The sequence below is a fragment of the Vibrio floridensis genome (assembly GCF_021852965.1).
Taxonomy (GTDB): Bacteria; Pseudomonadota; Gammaproteobacteria; order Enterobacterales; family Vibrionaceae; genus Vibrio; species Vibrio floridensis.
Genome location: NZ_JAKGCY010000013.1, coordinates 42,567 through 59,259, shown reverse-complemented (window position 1 = coordinate 59,259; position 16,693 = coordinate 42,567). Strand labels below are relative to the sequence as shown.

Sequence of the window (16,693 nt, the reverse complement as noted above, 5' to 3'; positions counted from 1 at the left end):
CTTTTTAACCCTTGATAACGTCAAGCATCCCCCACATAGGAAGGAAGATACCCAGTGCAAGCACCAGAACCATCCCCGCTACAATCACCAACAATATTGGCTCAATACGAGCAGTGAGGGTTTTGAGATCGTAATCCACCTCACGATCATAGAAATCCGCCACTTCCATCAAGAGCTCATCAATACGACCCGTTTCTTCACCCACGGAGATCATTTGAATCACTAACGGCGTAAAAATGCCACTGTTGATCGCCGTGACCGACACTTGGCTACCCGCCTCGATATCGGCTTTCATTTTGAGTATCTTCAGTTCCAAATAGCGATTTCCCATCGCCTCAGCAGATAACGACAGCGATTGGTTCAATGGAACGCCCGCTTGAAGCATCAACGCAAAGGTACGAGAGAAACGAGACAACTGAGCACGGTTAACCACCCCACCAACCACCGGTAATTTTAGACGCCATCGATCCCAACGCTCGCGCCCATCCGCCGTGGCAACCCATGCTTTAAAGCCAAAGATAAGGCCAACAATGAGCCCCGCCAACAGCATCCAGTAGTTAACAAAAAACTCTGACATACCAATCAGAATTTTCGTTGGCAAGGGTAAGTCTACGCCAAACCGGCTAAACATAGAGGCAAACTGCGGGATCACTTTCACATTGAGGATAAACATCGCCACAACAATAAAACTGATCACGAATGTAGGGTAGCGCATCGCGGTTTTAATCCGTTTGCGCGTTTCCAGCTCTTGCTCGTAATAATTGGCCAGCTGCAACAAGGCCTGATCAAGACGACCGGTGTTTTCGCCGACATGGATCATCGATACAAACAGCGAGCTAAATACTTTTGAATGCAGCTGCATCGAGGCCGACAAACTGCGACCATTGGTCAGCTCGCCCACCACTTCTTCAAGAGCGGTTTTCAGTTGCTTGTTTTCACAGTTTTGCACTAAACCACGCATTGCACGCAGTAACGGAACGCCCGCTTTAGTCAAGCTGTATAGCTGTCGACAAAACAGTACCAAGATCTCTAACGGGATCGCAGGCGAAAATAACGCATTGAGATCAAAGCTCTGCTCGGTACTCGTTTTACCTTTGGTGATCGAGACCGGAATAATGCCTCGATTCATCAACTGCTCGGCAGCGGCTTCTGACGTCACGGCATCAATTTTCCCGTTCGTTTTGTTGCCATCAAGGGTTCTGCCTTGGTAGTGAAAGGTGGCCATTGCTTCACCTTACATCAGAATGGCGTCAGCAACCCCGGAGGAGTCACCTTCACCTAAAGTCATCACTTCATCCAAACTCACTACCCCTTTAAGTGCGAGTTCCATCGCTGACGCTAACAGAGGTTTGTAGTTTGGAGAGCGACGAGCAGCGTGCGCAAAACCGACCGCATCGTTTGCTCGCAGTGCGTCCATCATCTCGTGCTCTAACTCAAGCATCTCAAAGACACCGATACGACCACGATACCCAGTCAGGTTACAATTTTGGCAACCGCGTCCTTTCACAAAGCCCGCTTCCACTTGATTTGGGAAACGCTGAGCCAACCACGCTTTGCGCGACTCGCCCACATGATCTTCCGTTTTGCAATCCGGACACACTCGCCGAACTAATCGCTGTGCCACCACTGCACGCACAGCACTGGCAACCAGATATCCGGGCGCGCCCATGTCAATCATACGCAGCGCACTATCGACTGCATCGTTGGTGTGTAAGGTACTTAACACTAAGTGCCCCGTTAACGCGGCACGTAATCCAATTTCGACGGTTTCATGGTCACGCATCTCACCGATCAAAATAATATCAGGATCCTGACGAAGAAAAGTTCGTAACACGGTCGAGAAGTCGAGATTGATCTTGGGATTGATCTGCACTTGGTTGACTCGAGATAAGCGGTATTCAACCGGATCTTCGGCGGTAATGATCTTCTTGCCCGGTTGATTGAGTTCTGTTAACGCGCCATACAGTGTGGTGGTTTTTCCCGATCCTGTTGGACCCGTTACCAAGATCATGCCATGGGGACGCTTAAGCTGACGACGCAAGCGAAGTAGAAGATCCTCCGGCAAACCAGATTCTTCCAATTTTCTCACCCCTGATGACTGGTTTAACAAACGCATCACCACCGATTCACCATACTGAACTGGCATGGTCGACATACGGATATCAACCGACTGACCTTTAGAGCGGATGTTAAAACGACCATCTTGCGGCAAGCGTTTTTCAGATATATCGAGGTTCGCCATCAACTTCAAACGCAACACGAGCGCTGGCGCAATGTTGACTTCATTGAGCAAGGTTTCATGCAATACGCCATCAATACGCTGGCGTAAACGCAGTACTTTCGCATCGGGTTCAATGTGGATATCCGACGCACCAACTTGAATGGCATCTTCAAACATAGAGTTGATCAGTTTTACAACCGTCACTTCGTCGCTGTCATTGTCTTCGATGTTGAAATCAAATGCATCGTTGACTTGGTGCTCCGCTTGCAGCTGCTCTGCGAAAGTGGCGATTTCTTTGGTTCGACGATAGTAGCGGTCAAAACCTTCCACCAACTGTCGCTCTGGCGCAATAACAAATTCAATGCCGTATTGGCCCAACTGGCCAATCAGTGCTTCTTGTGCAAACAAATCGGCTGGATCACTCATCGCAATACGCAATGTGTCACCATTTCGTCCGATGACGAGGGCACGTAAGCGACGAGCATGCACTTCGGATAACAGCTGTACCGCCTCAGTATCTACAGTCGCACGATTCAAATCAATCAGCGGTAAATCCAGCTGTTGAGAAAGGAAAGCCAGCATCTGTTGCTCACTGAGGAAACCCAAATCAATCAGTGTATCGCCAAGCTTACGACCACTACTACGCTGTGCGCCGAGCGCCTGATCAAGTTGAGCTTCGTTGATAATGCCCTCTTCAACAAGCAGGTCACCAAGGCGCTTCCTTAATCTTACTTTCATTGTGCACTCTCCAAATTCTGCAACAGCGCGAGCCGATCTTTAATAAAACGTTGAGATTGGTTGGAAATACCCACTTTCGACAGGGCCGCTTGGTAGGAGTTTTGAGCCGATTTGAAGTCCAAAGCGCGCTCTTGCTGGATGGCAAGTCCAAGCCACCATCGAGCATTCTCACTGTCCATTTGACTGAGCCGCTGATAACTTTCCAGTGCAATATCGTCTTTCTTCAGTTTTTGCGCCAAAGCCGCTCGCATCGCGAGATACTCTTTTCCAGAATGATCGTAAATCGCCACTAGAGGAGAGAGTGCGGCTTCATTTTGATTGGCTTTAATCAACATTTTGCTCAAAGCAATGCGCAACGTTTCACCTTCAGGATCAAGTGCAATGCCAGCCTGAAGCAGTTCATACGCTTTACGGCTATCCCCTTTGCCAAAATAGAGCGCGGCAAGTTTTTGTCTCACCACTTCATTATTCGGTGTATGGCGTAGTGCCTCACTGTAAGCAGAAAGCGCATTTTGTAAGTTATTGGCATCTAGCGCTTTCTCTGCGCGGCCAATGGCTTTCTCTGCCAATTGTTCTTTGCTCAGTTCAACCTGTTCAATCACCATACCTTCAGATTCAGAAGAAACAGGGGCAGATACTCGGTTTCCCGAAGTCACAGCCGATGAAGAATGAGTATGGGATTCTGTCGTTTGACGCTTGGCTGGTACATCCGTTTTAGCGACCACGATCGACTCTTTAGTCGAAGTCGTTGTCACTTTAGTTGGCACTGTGCGTATGACGCTTTTATCGGCAGCCATTTTCGGCGAGTTCGTAGTGACATCGGTCAAGACTGCAGGCTGCGATACCACAACACTTTCAGAGGTCGCAGAAAGGACTTTTTGAGTTGGAGAAGCAAGGGGCACTTCGTTTGCTTGCACAGTGGTTACCGTCGTGACGGGCGCACGCACGATCTGTCCCTCAGGTTGAGATTGCGTGATCGCCCAACCGCCTACCGCCAAACTAAGAGCAAAACCCGTTGCTATCCACAAAATGGGTTTTGCCGATGAGACTTTCGGCAAGACTGCTCTTTGCAATTGAGTAGGCTGTTTTTTTTGACTTGCTAACTCCGCAAGTGCTTTGTTTATCTCACTCAAGATGCTCTCCATCCCCAAAGTACTGGTTTTTTAAACAACGGTTTACAAGCGTCATAGGTGTCATGAATCGCGGTAAACAAATGATGATTGGTCACCTGATGTTGCTTTTGCATGTAGGCCAGCAAAAATGCCTTATGACACAACTGATTAATTAAGCGAGGAATGCCACCCGCGCCGCGCCAAAGTGCTTTCTTTTGTTCCAACGTGAGGTATTCACGCTCACTTCCAGCTTTACTTAGGCGGCTATCAATAAACGCGACGCCCTCTTCCAAGGTTAACGCCCTAAGTTGACAGCTGAAGGTGATTCGCTGGCGAAACTGTCTCAATTCATGTTGCGCGATACGCTCGTCGAGCTCCGGCTGTCCAAATAAAACCATCTGTAACAGCTTTTCCTGCTCCGTTTCTAAATTGCCAAATAATCTTAGTGCTTCCATCGCTTCAAGTGGTAAGGCTTGAGCTTCATCCACCAGCAATACCGTTTTAACGCCACGCTGTCGCATGCCAATGAGTGATTCTTGAATCAGTGGTACCAAGCTAACAGAGTCATACACCTTTAAACCCATTTCTCGTGCAATTGCCATTTGCAACTCGTGACCACTCAAGACGGGATTGGGTAAATAAACCAAGTTCACTTTGTCACTCAACTGGTCGATCAACATGCGACACACCATGGTTTTCCCCGTGCCGACTTCACCCGTCACTTTGACGATACCTTCTCCCATCTCTAGCGCAGCCATCACTGTTTGAATAGCTTCAAAATGGGGCCCCAACCCCAAAAAAAGTTCCGTATTTGGGGTTTGTGAAAAAGGCTGAGTATGAAAACCAAAATGCTGTAAATACATGGTTTATCTACTATTGGTCAGGAAACCACTCCTGAAGTAAGTCACGTGAACGTTCCAATTCTTTTTGCCAAGTATTCACCCCAACGACCGTCGGCTTGAGTAAAATCACTAGCTCAGTTTTCTGAGTTAAATTCGAGGTATTACGGAATAAATGACCTAAGGCCGGAATATCACCGAAAAACGGCACTTTCGAAACACGTTCAACGGTGTTCGATTTCATCAAACCGCCAATCACAACCACATCACCATCACGTGCACGAATCACAGAATCCGATTCACGAATCGAGCTTTTCGCCAATGGCAGAGTGATATTTTGGAAATCACCACCTAAGTTCAACTGTTTGGTTTCCTCCTCCACCTCAATCACCGCAGGGTGTACATGCAGAAAGACGTTCCCTTTGTCGTCTATTTGTGGCGTCACATCTAACGAAATTCCAGAGAAGAATGGTGTTAACGTCACTTCAGGCACCGCATTGGAGTTCTCCCCGTTGCCCGCATTGCTAGACAATGACGTTACGTAGTATTGGTCACTACCCACTTTGATCACCGCTTTCTGGTTGTTCGAAGCGGTCACTCGTGGGCTGGAAAGCACATTAAGATCGCCTTGCGTCGACATAAAACTCAGCACAGCCTCAAAACTACCGTCAGAAATGGTAACGTTCGTTTGACCACCGAGCAGTGAACCAATGGCATCTAAACCAGGTAAAACGGTTGAGCCCGGTCTATTCACCACAATACTGCCTGAGTTACCAATTGAAGCCGAGATATTGGACCAGTTGATGCCCTGCTGATAGCCATCACTCAAGGTCACTTCAAGGATCTTGGCTTCGAGAATCACTTGGCGCTGCATACGCTCCTGAGAAATACCAAGGAACTGTCTTACTTCACGAATCTCATCAGGGAAAGCACGAACGGTAATCACACCTGCTTGCGGCGTGACCACCACACTTTGCCCCTTGCCAGAACCAATCAGATTTGCGACCGCCTGTTGCAAGAGCGGCCAAAAATCGCTTTCAGTGATGGTTTCAATACGAGTACCACCACTGGAAGTCGTTGTGGTATCTCCATTGTTGGAACTGTTATTACTGGAACTATTATTGGAATCAGAATCACCACCAGAACTGGTTGAACCGGTTGAGGTCACTGAACCCGTGACAATACTGGTCAACGAGCGGCCTGAACGTTGGAACTGAATGTAATCAACAGGAATGGTCACCGTGCGTAAACCTGCTGGATACACTTGAATCACTTTACCTGTTTTCATCACATCATAACCGTACATATCTTGCACAATCATCAAGATGTCATCCAAGGTTACATCACTGACATTCAAGGTGATTCGGCCGGTTACATCGGGATGAACCGCGACACTAAACTCAGTCCCCTTAATTAATGAGGTAAAGAACTGCCTTGCTTCAACACCACTGGCTTTAATTCTAAAGCGCTTTACCGTGTTGCTCGTATTGGCATTACTCGTTTCTAGCTCTGGCATCAAATCTTCTTCAACAGAGGGAGGAAGGTCATCTAGTGCACGGCTATTCGCCTCATTGATGGACTGATTTAAGGTCTGTTTGACTTCAACGGGATCCCTGTGCCCCATCGAGCACCCCATCAGCGAGGCAATGATAATTCCTACTACAATCTTGCGCATTTGATTCAAACCCTATTATTCTTTTATATCCAGATTAAAAAGCTCTAATTTCCATACCTTTGAGCCTCTCTTCAACGTCACCACTTCTGAATCAATTTGAGTGACTTTATAACCTCGAATCGTTTCTCCGACACTGACCACATCATCATTTAAAATCGCAACACACTCTTTGGGTGACTGGCAAACGATGCTTTGCAATGTTGGCAAACGATACTGAACTTGCCCCGCACTTTTGGTTTGAGAAGGCTTTGTCCAACCTAACGGCGCGGTGGGGTCCTGAGTCGCATAGGATGGACTGCAGAACAACATTAGAGATAGCACAAGATACCTAACCACCGATAAACTCCTGTCTTGTCCCTAGGGTGTAAACCTCCAGCACGACTCTCGCCTGAGGGTATTTTTCCACTTGATAGTGAAAGCTTCGCCAATAATATCTCACTGGCAAGTTTTCCAATTTGTTCAAATAGGCTTGAATGGCGAAGAAGTCACCGGTCATTTCAAGCCGAACCGGGTGCAAGTAATACCCCGAATATTCGGAATTTTCTGGATTGCCCTCAATCGGTTCTGCACGCAGCGATTCCAATGCAATAAGCTTAATGCCTTTCGTCCCATCCAAGACGCTTTCCAGTAGCTCCGCCATCTGGCTAGGTGATAACAGATTACCAATTAACTCAGACAGCTGCAGCCCAAGATCTTGACTACGAGCCAGCAAGCTTTTCATCTCAATCTCGATATCTCTATTTGGATCTTTATTGAGCTTAGCTTGAATAACGAGCAAGTCACCCTGAAGCTTTTGGTTACTTTGTTGAACACTCACTAGTTGTGCTTTTTTCGATGACAACTCTTTCCAAGCGGGCTCTACCACCAAAGTAAACAGCACCAAAATCACAACCACAAAACCACACAAGGTAATAAGCCACTTCTCACGCCCACTTAACGCGAGAAACTTGGCGTTCAAATCATTCCATTGTTGCTTCATTTGCCGTTCCCTTCAGCTCGAGTTTTGAGTTCAAATGTGATCACATCATCCTCATTACGGCTAATGCTAACCTTATCGAAGTTGCGCCCCACTAAAGGGGTCTCCAGTTTAAATTGGTTGACCCAATTGGGTACTGCATTTGCGCTGATCGCCAACCCTTTAATATCGAGGTTCGTCCCGACAACATGAATATCGGTCAGCGAGATGTCGTTGCGCCCCAACTTCGCCAACGACTGCATCATACTCGAGTAGCCCGTTTGCAAAGAGGCATCATATTGACTGATTGCAGCGAGAGAAGCTTCTTGTGCACGCACTTTGACTTTTAGCCGCTCAACAGCCGCCATTTTTTCAGAAGATGGCTTATGTTTTTCAAGCTTCGATTGCTGCTCTGCCACCTGCTGACGCAATTGTTGAGTTTGCGCATTCAGTTCAGCCAACTGGTTATCTACCCCCATTTTTTGCCATAAGGTTAGAGCAAAAATAAGCAGCAGCATTAAAGAAGTTGCCCCCAAAGAAGCAACAACAGTATTTAGAGAAAAGAGCTCTTTTTTAGGCTTGAGATATTCTGGGTAAAGATTGACTGAAAATGTGGTTTGTAGCGCAGCACACTGTACCGCGAGACTCCCTGAGGGAGCCATAGATTCATTTAACAACGAGGCGTTAGCACTCAAGCGTTCATTCAATGCCGCTACTAGTGTCTCTTGATCTTCATCGTCACAACAAATTTTCAGTTGATTAAGAGAAATGCCTTTCACCTGAGAGGAAAGGTAATCCAGTGAGCGCTGAAGCTCGAGAGCCAAACCATCAAGCTGTAACTCACTGGCGGACTCCCCAGTCAACGGCGGAAAGACTGAGCGCATTGTACGTTGAAACATAGGGGTATGTTCCACAAACGCCCCTAGCTTAAACTGGCCTTTAACACTACGCTGCAGCAATAGAAAATTGGCCAACTCCCCTGCACTCTGCGCCCAAATTTCATCCTCAGGGACGATCGAACCCAGTTCACATTGATTTTGTGCAACAACAACCAGAAGCTTGTCTAGGATTTTTTTAGACAAGACATAGACTTGAAGCTTGTTGCTATTTGGCAATAGCTGAGCATCGGCAACAATCTCTGTCGGACGCTCGGAGATAAGGTCTTTGACTAAAAAAGGCAGCGCTTCAGGCCACTCTTCACGAGGCACCGCAGGCTTGTCAATTTGAAAAACTTGGTAATGATGACTGGCAAGAACAACGGTGATTGTCTCATTTGGCGTAAATTGCGTCTGCAATACTTTATCCAGCGCTTTTTCCCAGCTCTCTTCTATTGCCTCATAAGGAGAAGAATTCTGTTCATCATGAGAGACAAAATAGACGGCATCGGGTTGAAGCATCACATACCGTTGACGCCCCACCGATTTTTGTCCTTTTAATTTTTCTAGAAATGACTTCACATTCATCAATTTTTCTTCTTATTTTCGACGCCAGCGATTACGCCTCACTGTCTTTGTCTGTTTTTCTTCCGTGGCTAACGCTGGAGGCAACCACTGACTTTCTATCGAGAAATAACGCCCTTGACCACCATGTATTCCCAACTCCACAAGAGTGGCCCACTCTTGTTTGCTCTCAACGCCCACCGCAATAACTTTCACTTTCGTTCCGTCTCCGGCACCCAGCATACTACGAACAAACAACTGGTTTTCATGGCGTTGTTCTATTTTTTTTGTCAGGCTTCGATGCAGTTTTAAGTAGTCCACATTCAGATCTTTCAGATAGTGGGTACTGACTATGGTTCTTCCCGCCTGCCCAACCACCAATTGGCATCCTAGCCCCGACAGCATTTTGGCCACAGGTCTCATATAATCCAAATGTCGAACTAAATGACTTTCTACAAACTCAAAGCTCAACTTTGTTCGGTACTCACTAGGTAACTGTAGCAGTTCATCACGGAACCATTTGAAATAATGACGATTAGCAAATGGTATGACGTGAAGATTCAATGATACAGGTTCGACTTTCTCAGCATTAGAGCGTAAATGAGCGAAGACTTTGCGAATGACCGCTCGGTCCATCTGACTCTCAAATCCTACTTGTTTCAAAGCCGACATGTAGCGAGAAGCTTTCACGATGCCATTCTCTGGGTCCACAATTCGGCAGGTTAACTCAGTATGCAACGGATTTAACTGCTGTCCGTCTAATAAATAAGACAACTGCCCGAAGACTAACACATTTTCAGCTGACAGAGCCGTCTCAAAAATGGTACGCCACTTAACACTACCTCTTGCCTCATCAATATGATTCCACTTCTTAAATCGGCTCCAGTTATTATTGTTCTGTAATTGGGCGCTCCTCAATGCCGTTTCGGCTTCATCCATGATTTGGCTATGCCGCTCTCCCTCTTGGTACATGGTGATACCAATATGACACCAGTTTTCTTTATCAAGAGGATAAGGCGGGGTGAGTTTTTCCATTTGCCTAACACATTGAGCGGCAAGATTCGCGACATCTTTAGCGCCTAAGTGAGGAATAAATAAGGCAAAGTCTGCTTGATAATATCGAGAAAAGACCACTTCTGGATAACGCTGCACTAGATTTGAAATCAGGCTCCCCACTTCAATAATAAAGTCGTCTGCAACCTGTTTATCATTTTCCTCAGAAACACTTTTCCAGTCCGCAATACGAAGCAAAAGAACCGCACCCTGAGCTGCGCTTTCGTGTAGAGCAGATTCCAACTTGTTGTCAAACAATACGCGGTTGGCGGTGCCAGTTAATTTATCAAGGAAAGTTTGCGTTCGAATAAAGGTATCGAAACGGCTGCGCTCTTGGCGAGCATCCTGCAACTCTTCGATTAGGACATCAAGCGCTTCGCTCGCTGTATACGGCCATTCTCTCTCATCACCTTTGGCATACTGTTCAACTCGCCCTGCCAAAATCATACGGCCACGCTCTTCAAGCAGCTCAGAACCATACAGCTGCTCTTTGAGCCATTTCACGCCGCGCATCAAACAAAAAACGATTAACCCAACAGCGAGCGTAATTGACCATAGCGCCTGAAACGAATATCCAAAGCCAACGTAGGGAGGCGTTGCTTTAAACTCCACTCGATAGCCAGGATTGCGTTGCAACACATAACTTTGTTCGTAAAGTCGATTTACATCAATTTGAGGGGACGTATCTTTGAAGCGATAAACGACACCAGCATCGGTGAAAAGCTTCATTTCAACAATGTTAGATGCTTGCAGCATCTTAGGCATCCACCGTTGCATCGAATACGCAGCGTCAGGATCCTCCATCTCTTTATCAAGCACTTCAACGATGCCTGCGAGATAATGGTTAAGATACTCTTGTCCAAGCTTCTTAAATGACAGGGTGCCGCCCACAAACAAAATGAACATGGCACTGATTACGATCATAGTGACAAAAGCCACCAATCGAGTACTGAGTTTTAGAGTCGGGGTATACCTCATGAACACCGAATTCCTTTTCCATTCATCATATACCGTTTGTGTCTATATACTTGATAAGTGAATGGTTAACAATCTGCTCTCAGTAGATGTGAGAAGTGTCATTGAAAAAGCCGCGGAAATCGCGGCTTTCGTCTATGTTTAGCGACGGCTTAAAATGGAATGTCGTCGTCAAAGTCCATTGGCGGCTCATTATACTGAGGCTGAGACTGCATTGGCTGTTGTTGCGCTGGAGCCTGCTTTTGGTAAGACGGCTGTGCGGCTGGCTGTTGAGGCTGACCCCAACCACCTTGTTGCTGCTGCGGAGCACCACCCATCGCTGGAGCGCCACCTTGCTGCTGACGGCCACCCAACATTTGCATAATGCCATTGTAGCCTTGTACAACCACTTCGGTTGAGTAACGGTCTTGACCACTTTGGTCTTGCCATTTACGCGTTTGCAATTGTCCTTCAACGTATACTTGAGAACCTTTGCGGAGGTATTCCCCAGCAACTTCTGCCAACTTTCCGTATAAAGTGACACGGTGCCATTCGGTTTTCTCACGCGGTTCGCCAGTCGCTTTATCGCGCCAAGTTTCTGAAGTGGCAATCGTAATGTTCGCAACTGCACCGCCACTTGGCATGTAACGAATTTCAGGGTCGTTACCTAAGTTCCCCACCAAGATTACTTTGTTAATTCCACGGCTGGCCATGATGTGCTCCGTTAAGCTTTCGGTATTAATTAAATTTAGCGCACTAGCATAGCACGCTTTTATCTACGGTAAAAATAGTCCTCATAGAGCGAGTTCAACGTCAACGAACCAGATTAAAAATTGTTTATTTTAGGAGCCAGCATACGTTTTGCTCAGACTAACAGAAATCTCATTTACTTTCTGATTTGAAATTCAACGCATTTCATATAGAGAGCTGTAGCCTTAAAGCAATAATGGTGACAACTTTTAACCCGCTTATTCGATTGTTAACTAGAAAAGGGGATTGTTATGAGAAAATCGTCTTATGCACGAAAGCCATTCTTTATCAGTCTGCAGAACGAACAAACGCCAGATTTTATCGAAAAACTCTCAAAAAAAATCGAGATGGAGATACCGACCATAACACCTGCGACTCTCATGCAAGCGGATCCTAATCATCGTAATCGCATTCTGCTTATCGACTACCAACAACACAAAGCGCTGTTGAAAGAGATAAAGAACTTGCCTCTTATCTGGAAAAGCTTCGAGATTGTTCTGCTCAATGTCCCAATCCGTTTAACCACGGAAGAACTGGTGAGCTTTGGCCAATGTAAAGCCATTTTTTATCGTGACAGCGGATTAGAAAAAATGGCCGAAGGCATTTGTTCAGTCATTAATGGAAAAAACTGGTTGCCTAGGGATGTCAGCGCACAGTTGCTTCACTATTATCGCAATATGGTCTCGTCACATACTTCACCAGTGAATGTCGATCTTACCATTCGCGAAATCCAAGTACTGAGATGTGTTCAATCCGGGAAATCTAACACTCAAATAGCCGAAGATTTGTTCATCAGCGAGTTCACGGTTAAGTCACACCTATACCAGACCTTTAGGAAATTATCGGTCAAAAATCGTGTACAAGCAGCGGCTTGGGCCGATCAAAATTTAATCTCATAAGTGAGAAGATCGCGAATTTTCCTTTTACGTGTAACGTATGACAAAATAACAGGTTAGAATCGCAACTAGTGATAACTAACTCTATACGGAACAGCACACTAAGAAAAATCTTGCGCACCCTAGGCTTTGAAATGGCGCATTGTTTAAGTGGTTTGTTCGTTTTAATAAGGACAAAATTCAATGATTAAAAAATGCCTTTTCCCTGCCGCTGGCTATGGTACACGTTTCCTTCCGGCCACCAAATCGATGCCAAAAGAAATGATGCCAGTGGTCAACAAGCCACTGATTGAATACGGCGTAGAAGAAGCCATTCAAGCAGGGATGGATGGCATGTGCATTGTGACTGGTCGTGGTAAGCATTCAATCATGGATCACTTTGACAAAAACTACGAACTCGAACACCAAATCAGTGGTACCAATAAAGAAGAGTTGCTTGTTGATGTAAGAGCTCTGATTGACTCCGCCAACTTTACCTACATTCGCCAGCGTGAGATGAAGGGCTTAGGACACGCCATCTTAACAGGTCGTGAACTCGTTGGGGATCAACCTTTTGCCGTCGTTCTGGCTGATGACCTTTGTGTGAATGAAGAACAAGGTGTCTTGGCGCAAATGGTCGCGCTGTTTAAGCAGTTCCGTTGTTCGATCGTTGCGGTTCAGGAAGTACCTGACGATGAAACCCATAAGTACGGCGTTATCTCTGGTGAGATGATCAAAGACGATCTCTTCCGCGTAGACAACATGGTGGAGAAGCCAGAACCTGGTACCGCGCCAAGTAATCTTGCGATTATTGGTCGTTACATTCTTACCCCAGATATTTTTGATCTGATTGAACAAACTGAGCCAGGTAAAGGCGGCGAAATTCAAATCACCGACGCACTACTCAAACAAGCAAAAGCAGGTTGTGTATTGGCATACAAGTTTAAAGGCCGTCGTTTTGATTGCGGCAGCGTTGAAGGCTATATCGAAGCAACCAACTATTGCTACCAAAACCTTTATCTGAAAGATGAGAAGAAGTCTGAATTGGGTAAATTCAGTACGCAAAAAGAGAAGTGATCAACTTCCTCTAAATCGAAACGTATAAGGCGCTTTGAATAAAGCGCCTTATTTTTAACTGTTTTTTTATCCAGTATTTTATTGCACATTTCTCACACTATGTAATACTTGCTCAACTTGTTGGTATTACACAGAGCATCAAAGATGGACAAGATAGAAGTTCGCGGAGCACGTACCCATAATCTCAAAAACATAAATCTCACCATTCCCCGAGATAAACTGATCGTTATTACGGGCTTATCCGGATCAGGTAAGTCTTCTTTGGCCTTTGATACCCTTTACGCTGAAGGCCAACGACGTTATGTAGAATCCCTGTCAGCCTACGCTCGCCAGTTTCTCTCTTTGATGGAAAAGCCCGATGTTGACCACATTGAAGGCCTCTCGCCAGCCATTTCTATCGAGCAAAAATCCACCTCACACAACCCGCGTTCAACCGTAGGGACCATCACGGAAGTGTATGACTACCTTCGCCTACTGTATGCCCGCGTTGGTGAGCCTCGCTGTCCTGACCACAAAGTCCCTTTAGCGGCTCAAACCATTAGCCAAATGGTCGACAAAGTGCTGGAGCTGCCTGAAGGTGCCAAAATGATGTTGCTCGCCCCCATCGTGAAAGAGCGCAAAGGCGAGCACGTTAAAACATTAGAGAATCTTGCTGCTCAAGGTTTTATCCGTGCGCGTATTGACGGAGAGACCTGTGACCTCACCGATCCACCAACGCTAGAGTTACACAAAAAGCACACCATTGAAGTGGTGGTTGACCGCTTTAAAGTGCGTGGCGATTTACAACAAAGGCTCGCAGAATCCTTTGAAACGGCACTGGAACTCTCAGGCGGCATCGCTGTGATTGCCCCTATGGAGGGGGACGGTGAAGAGATCGTTTTTTCCGCCAATTTTGCGTGTCCCCACTGTGGTTATAGTATGCAAGAGCTTGAGCCACGTTTGTTCTCGTTCAATAACCCAGCAGGGGCTTGTGGCACCTGTGATGGCCTCGGGGTTCAGCAATATTTTGATCCTGACCGAGTGATTCAAGATGCCAATTTAAGTCTTGCGCAAGGGGCGATTCGTGGTTGGGATCAGAAAAACTATTACTATTTCCAAATGCTCACCTCGCTGGCTGAGCATTACGATTTCGATTTACATGTCCCTTTTAATTCGCTTTCAAAACGCATCCAAGAGGTCATTTTAAAAGGCTCAGGGCGCACTGAAATCGAATTTAAGTACATCAACGATCGAGGCGACATTCGTCTTAAACGCCATCCATTTGAAGGTATTCTCAATACACTCGAGCGTCGTTATCGCGACACCGAATCTAACTCGGTACGAGAAGAGTTGGTGAAATATATCTCCACCAAACCTTGCACCAGTTGTGGTGGAACGCGTCTGCGCCTAGAAGCACGCAACGTGTTTATTAATGACACGACATTGCCACAAATCGTCGAGTTGAGTATCGCTGATGCATTGACCTTTTTCGCCACCTTAAAACTCGAAGGGCAGCGAGCTCAAATTGCGGAGAAGGTCATGAAAGAGATCAACGATCGACTGCAGTTTTTAGTCAACGTTGGCCTCAATTATTTGAACCTGTCTCGCAGCGCTGAAACCTTGTCTGGTGGCGAAGCACAGCGTATTCGTCTGGCTAGTCAGATCGGTGCCGGTTTGGTTGGCGTGATGTACGTGCTTGATGAACCGTCAATAGGCCTTCACCAGCGTGACAATGAGCGCTTACTCAAAACACTGACGCACTTACGCGATCTCGGCAATACCGTATTAGTCGTAGAGCATGATGAAGATGCGATTCGTTGTGCCGACCATGTGATTGACATTGGTCCTGGTGCAGGCGTACATGGTGGCCAAGTGGTTGCCGAAGGAACAATGGTCGAGATTCTCGCCAATCCTGATTCCTTGACCGGACAATACTTGAGCGGAGCCAAGCAGATTATTGTGCCGACTCAACGCACACCAAGAGATAAGAACAAAACCGTTGAGCTCATTGGAGCCAGTGGCAACAACCTTAAAGAGGTCAATCTTTCGCTGCCTGTCGGGCTATTCAGTTGTATCACAGGGGTTTCTGGTTCAGGTAAATCAACACTGATTAACGACACCTTTTTCAAAATTGCTCATACCCAACTCAATGGAGCGACCACTGCTCAACCAGCGCCTTATAAGTCTATTAAAGGCTTAGAGCATTTTGACAAGGTCATCGATATCGACCAGAGCCCTATCGGTCGAACGCCACGTTCGAATCCAGCGACCTATACGGGGATTTTCACTCCGATTCGAGAGCTGTTCTCCGGCACCCAAGAGTCTCGTTCACGCGGCTACAAGCCAGGGCGTTTCAGCTTTAACGTTCGTGGTGGTCGCTGTGAAGCTTGCCAAGGTGATGGTGTGATCAAAGTTGAAATGCACTTTTTACCTGATGTTTATGTCCCTTGTGATGTGTGTAAAGGCAAGCGCTACAACCGAGAAACGTTAGAAGTACACTACAAAGGGAAGAGCATCGATGAAGTGCTAGAGATGACCGTAGAAGACGCTCATGAGTTTTTCGCTCCTGTCCCTGTCATCGCGCGTAAACTGCAAACCTTAATGGATGTTGGTCTTTCTTATATCCGTTTAGGTCAAGCGGCCACCACCCTCTCTGGCGGTGAAGCACAACGGGTGAAACTGGCCCGTGAGTTGTCCAAACGCGATACGGGCAAAACCCTTTATATTTTGGATGAACCAACGACGGGCCTACACTTCCACGATATCCAGCAACTGTTGACCGTATTGCATCGTTTACGTGATCATGGCAACACCGTTGTCGTGATCGAACATAATTTAGATGTGATCAAAACGGCCGACTGGATCATCGATTTAGGTCCAGAAGGCGGCCAAGGTGGAGGGGAAATCATTGCGCAGGGCACTCCTGAAGATGTGGCGCAGATCGAAGGTTCGCACACCGCTCGTTTCCTTAAGCCTATGTTGAAATAGAAAAAACAGGTAAAGTGATGAAACCAGCGGAATGCTGG

Annotated in this window: 13 protein-coding genes; 3 read left to right on the top strand and 10 right to left on the bottom strand. The window is 46.5% G+C overall.

The annotated features are described in order from the left end of the window. Positions 1-4 precede the first annotated feature (4 nt). The 10 genes from LZU85_RS16755 to LZU85_RS16710 all read right to left on the bottom strand — a co-directional run bounded on the left by LZU85_RS16755 (position 5) and on the right by LZU85_RS16710 (position 11,699). On the bottom strand, positions 5-1,225 hold the full coding sequence (locus LZU85_RS16755) for a type II secretion system F family protein (RefSeq protein WP_176298969.1): 1,221 nt from the start codon (positions 1,223-1,225) through the stop codon (positions 5-7). 9 nt (positions 1,226-1,234) lie between these two features. Further along, positions 1,235-2,959 carry an MSHA fimbrial ATPase MshE gene (locus tag LZU85_RS16750; protein WP_176298968.1) on the bottom strand — a complete coding sequence of 575 codons (1,725 nt, stop codon included), beginning with the start codon at positions 2,957-2,959 and terminating at the stop codon, positions 1,235-1,237. Beyond that, entirely contained in the window at positions 2,956-4,092 is a 1,137-nt protein-coding gene (locus tag LZU85_RS16745; protein WP_237287849.1) for a tetratricopeptide repeat protein, read from the bottom strand. The genes LZU85_RS16750 and LZU85_RS16745 overlap by 4 nt, the downstream gene beginning before the upstream one ends. Then, positions 4,089-4,934, bottom strand: a complete 846-nt coding sequence (locus tag LZU85_RS16740) for an ExeA family protein (RefSeq protein ID WP_176298966.1) — start codon at positions 4,932-4,934, stop codon at positions 4,089-4,091. The genes LZU85_RS16745 and LZU85_RS16740 overlap by 4 nt, the downstream gene beginning before the upstream one ends. Before the next feature lie 10 nt (positions 4,935-4,944). After that, the gene (gene mshL, locus LZU85_RS16735) at positions 4,945-6,585 is read right to left on the bottom strand and encodes a pilus (MSHA type) biogenesis protein MshL (RefSeq protein ID WP_176298965.1); all 1,641 of its coding nucleotides are present in this window, start codon (positions 6,583-6,585) and stop codon (positions 4,945-4,947) included. Positions 6,586-6,600: 15 nt separating this feature from the next. Next, positions 6,601-6,921, bottom strand: a complete 321-nt coding sequence (locus tag LZU85_RS16730; protein ID WP_176298964.1) for an MSHA biogenesis protein MshK — start codon at positions 6,919-6,921, stop codon at positions 6,601-6,603. Beyond that, positions 6,914-7,564, bottom strand: a complete 651-nt coding sequence (gene gspM / locus LZU85_RS16725; protein WP_176298963.1) for a type II secretion system protein GspM — start codon at positions 7,562-7,564, stop codon at positions 6,914-6,916. The genes LZU85_RS16730 and gspM overlap by 8 nt, the downstream gene beginning before the upstream one ends. Then, a complete protein-coding gene (locus tag LZU85_RS16720) occupies positions 7,561-9,003 on the bottom strand; it encodes an MSHA biogenesis protein MshI (RefSeq protein WP_176298962.1) in 1,443 nt (480 codons plus the stop codon). The genes gspM and LZU85_RS16720 overlap by 4 nt, the downstream gene beginning before the upstream one ends. 12 nt (positions 9,004-9,015) lie before the next feature. Next, positions 9,016-11,010, bottom strand: a complete 1,995-nt coding sequence (gene csrD / locus LZU85_RS16715) for an RNase E specificity factor CsrD (RefSeq protein WP_176298961.1) — start codon at positions 11,008-11,010, stop codon at positions 9,016-9,018. 149 nt (positions 11,011-11,159) lie between these two features. Then, complete coding sequence (locus LZU85_RS16710) at positions 11,160-11,699, bottom strand: single-stranded DNA-binding protein (protein ID WP_237287848.1); 540 nt, start codon at positions 11,697-11,699, stop codon at positions 11,160-11,162. A gap of 288 nt (positions 11,700-11,987) precedes the next feature. Here LZU85_RS16710 and LZU85_RS16705 point away from each other — a divergent pair, with 288 nt between their 5' ends. The 3 genes from LZU85_RS16705 to uvrA all read left to right on the top strand — a co-directional run bounded on the left by LZU85_RS16705 (position 11,988) and on the right by uvrA (position 16,655). Beyond that, on the top strand, positions 11,988-12,635 hold the full coding sequence (locus tag LZU85_RS16705; RefSeq protein ID WP_237287847.1) for a response regulator transcription factor: 648 nt from the start codon (positions 11,988-11,990) through the stop codon (positions 12,633-12,635). A gap of 180 nt (positions 12,636-12,815) precedes the next feature. Next, positions 12,816-13,688, top strand: a complete 873-nt coding sequence (galU, locus tag LZU85_RS16700) for a UTP--glucose-1-phosphate uridylyltransferase GalU (RefSeq protein ID WP_237287846.1) — start codon at positions 12,816-12,818, stop codon at positions 13,686-13,688. Between the two features lie 144 nt (positions 13,689-13,832). Beyond that, positions 13,833-16,655 carry an excinuclease ABC subunit UvrA gene (gene uvrA / locus LZU85_RS16695; RefSeq protein ID WP_237287845.1) on the top strand — a complete coding sequence of 941 codons (2,823 nt, stop codon included), beginning with the start codon at positions 13,833-13,835 and terminating at the stop codon, positions 16,653-16,655. The last annotated feature ends 38 nt before the right edge of the window (positions 16,656-16,693 follow it).

Coding starts and splice junctions, on each gene's coding strand:
- LZU85_RS16740 (WP_176298966.1), bottom strand. CDS start 4,934: ATGTATTTACAGCATTTTGGTTTTCATACTCAGCCTTTTTCACAAACC.
- gspM (WP_176298963.1), bottom strand. CDS start 7,564: ATGAAGCAACAATGGAATGATTTGAACGCCAAGTTTCTCGCGTTAAGT.
- mshL (WP_176298965.1), bottom strand. CDS start 6,585: ATGCGCAAGATTGTAGTAGGAATTATCATTGCCTCGCTGATGGGGTGC.
- LZU85_RS16750 (WP_176298968.1), bottom strand. CDS start 2,959: ATGAAAGTAAGATTAAGGAAGCGCCTTGGTGACCTGCTTGTTGAAGAG.
- LZU85_RS16755 (WP_176298969.1), bottom strand. CDS start 1,225: ATGGCCACCTTTCACTACCAAGGCAGAACCCTTGATGGCAACAAAACG.
- LZU85_RS16710 (WP_237287848.1), bottom strand. CDS start 11,699: ATGGCCAGCCGTGGAATTAACAAAGTAATCTTGGTGGGGAACTTAGGT.
- uvrA (WP_237287845.1), top strand. CDS start 13,833: ATGGACAAGATAGAAGTTCGCGGAGCACGTACCCATAATCTCAAAAAC.
- LZU85_RS16720 (WP_176298962.1), bottom strand. CDS start 9,003: ATGAATGTGAAGTCATTTCTAGAAAAATTAAAAGGACAAAAATCGGTG.
- LZU85_RS16705 (WP_237287847.1), top strand. CDS start 11,988: ATGAGAAAATCGTCTTATGCACGAAAGCCATTCTTTATCAGTCTGCAG.
- csrD (WP_176298961.1), bottom strand. CDS start 11,010: ATGAGGTATACCCCGACTCTAAAACTCAGTACTCGATTGGTGGCTTTT.
- galU (WP_237287846.1), top strand. CDS start 12,816: ATGATTAAAAAATGCCTTTTCCCTGCCGCTGGCTATGGTACACGTTTC.